Below are 2,543 nucleotides of genomic sequence, written 5' to 3' on the forward strand. Positions count from 1 at the left end.
TCGTGGTCGATTTCGATGAGTCCCGCATCGGCTAACTTGGGGAAGTGAGCGTGCCTGAGACTCGTCATCACACGGTCGTGTGTCTCGGCCGTGACTTCCATTCCGTCCGTTTCGTTGACGATAATTTCGGCCAGCGCGTCGTGGTGAACCGCGCCGTCGAACGTGGGATCCTCCGAGCACCTTGATCCGATTTCTGGCCAGTTCGTGGTGCATATTTAGTGTGCCAACCCTTATTGAAATCGACAATCGGATTCGATTGCTCTGAACAATTGGATCAAAAGTAGTCTGACTTCTGGGATTTTGACCCGTTTCGGGATGACTGATTGGTTTGATAACGGAAGTAGAACGTGCGACTGCAGCGAGGTCGATTTCTCGAATTTGGCCGATTTCGGGTGATTGACTTCCTGTGGGCAGTATAAGCGGCAGTGGGTTATTTATGGCAATGATTCCGTTTAGAATCTCTATATGAAATGCACATTCAGATAATCATATCTGCCCACCCGAGTATTTTACGTTCTTCGAGCCGTGAATTTTGTTCTAGCGTACCTAAACAACTTAGTCATTCATTTGGCACTCATAATTGGGATTCTGACCATTCACGATTGAATGAGCCGTCGCACAATGATGTTCAATCGCAAGTTGATCTACTTGTTGGCAGGAATCAGTCGATGAATTCGCACTCCATGAGCAGTCAATACACTGCATCATTTTGGCGTGTCCCATACCTATTCCATAGAGCATGAATATCTATAAATCAGAGACGTTTTTAGAGTTTCTAGACGTTTGAAGAAGTGAGTGACACTAATCTGTTTAGCTGGTCACTCTCACAGTGTTCCCACATGAGTGATAAGGATTCGCCGAATTCTAACGATGAGGCGCCCTCCAACACAATCCACAATCAGTACGAGTGGCCCTCAACAGAACCGAGCACTGCTGTTGTCGAAACAGTAGCCCAAGCAGAACTGCGATCAGCAAGAACTCAGTCCACTGTACGAATCTCTTGATCCCGACGCCTTCGACATTGGTACTCCCTGACTCGTCGACGTCACCACTGAGAGCTCCGAGAGTCCCGTAGACCACCGATACGTTATCTCTATCGGCGATATGATCGGCGGAGCTACTGGCTTGCACGTGCCTGTATTACGTCCACCGTGACGCCGTCGACACGCACATGACCACGAGTGAAAACGTGACCAACAACGGCACGCTGAATGCTATCTCCTCGGAGGCCGACCAGAACGACGAAGATGATGCCGAGTCTACGACTGTGACTGTGACGGCCTTGTGACCATCCAGTCCTGAGCGTGCGCAAAAGCGGGATCAACACCGCTTCGTGGGTATCGCTGGGATCTCGGACAGAGGGCTTAACCACTTTGAAATCATATATATTGTGGCTAACCAATGATACGCCCTTCCCGTCGGAGAGAACGCGATGAGACCGAGCACAATGCAGATGACTACGAGGGCGTCCAGGGCTGTCCTGAGTGCGACTCAGAAACCCTGCTCACAAGCGCAGACGGAAGCGAAACCGTCTGTGAAGCCTGTGGGTTAATTGTTGAGGAAGAGGCGGTTGACCCTGGACCAGAGTGGCGAGCCTTCAATCACCAGGAGCGCCAACAGAAGTCCCGGGTTGGTGCACCGATAACTGAGACAATGCATGATAAGGGCCTCACAACGAATATCGATTGGAAAGATATGGACGCCGCCGGTAACGCGTTGTCCGCTGACAAACGCAGCCAAATGCACCGACTGCGCAAATGGCAAGGACGTATCCGAACGAAAGATGCCAGCGAACGTAACCTCAAATTTGCACTCTCCGAGATAGATCGGATGGCAAGTGCACTCGGTGTGCCACGATCGGTTCGCGAAGTCGCCTGTGTCCTGTACCGTCGCGCACTCGATGAAGATCTGATTCGAGGTCGCTCGATCGAAGGGATCGCAACCTGTTGTTTGTATGCGGCGTGTCGCAATGAGAATATTCCGCGGAGTCTTGAGGAGATTGCAGATGTGTCGCGTGTTGAACGAAGAGAAATAAGCCGCTCATACACGTATATTGGACGGGAACTCGGTCTCGAGATACAACCGGTCGACCCGAAACAGTATATTCCTCGATTCTGTTCAGAACTTGGGAGTAGCGACGCTGTCGAAGCGAAAACGAACGAAATTCTCGACACCGTGTCATCAAAGGGCCTGCTTTCAGGAAAATCACCGAGAAGGACGGAATCGAGGCGACCTACCGCAACGGCGTCCTCGAAGTTCGGCTTCCCATCAGCGAGGTGGAGACCGACGACGGCGACCGCATCGAGATTTCGGACTGATTTTTTTGGCGCGACCCGTCGACCAGCGGCGGCACCGTCTCCCGGAGCGCGCTCGCTGGAATCGCAAAGCCGAGGTTCTCTCCGCCGACGATTCCCGCCGTGTTGACGCCGACGACGCGTCCGTTACAGTTCACGAGCGGTCCGCCGCTGTTGCCCGGATTGATGGCCGCGTCGGTCTGTACGACGCCGGAAATCGTCGCCCCGTGCTGGGACGGCAGCGTTCGG

At 52.8% G+C, this 2,543-nt stretch carries 1 protein-coding gene and 1 pseudogene; one reads left to right on the forward strand and one right to left on the reverse strand.

Features of this window, described 5'->3' with window-relative positions:
• Positions 1 to 1,401 precede the first annotated feature (1,401 nt).
• Positions 1,402 to 2,211: pseudogene (locus tag BG842_RS26985) on the forward strand (transcription initiation factor IIB family protein); the annotation flags it as partial.
• Between the two features lie 22 nt (positions 2,212 to 2,233).
• On the opposite strand, the gene BG842_RS32655 reads toward BG842_RS26985, so the two are convergent.
• A partial coding sequence (locus BG842_RS32655) for a S1C family serine protease (protein WP_175424064.1) occupies positions 2,234 to 2,543 on the reverse strand: 310 nt, incomplete at its 5' end.

Origin of the sequence: Haladaptatus sp. W1 (genome assembly GCF_001723155.1) — an archaeon.
Taxonomy (GTDB): Archaea; Halobacteriota; Halobacteria; order Halobacteriales; family Haladaptataceae; genus Haladaptatus; species Haladaptatus paucihalophilus.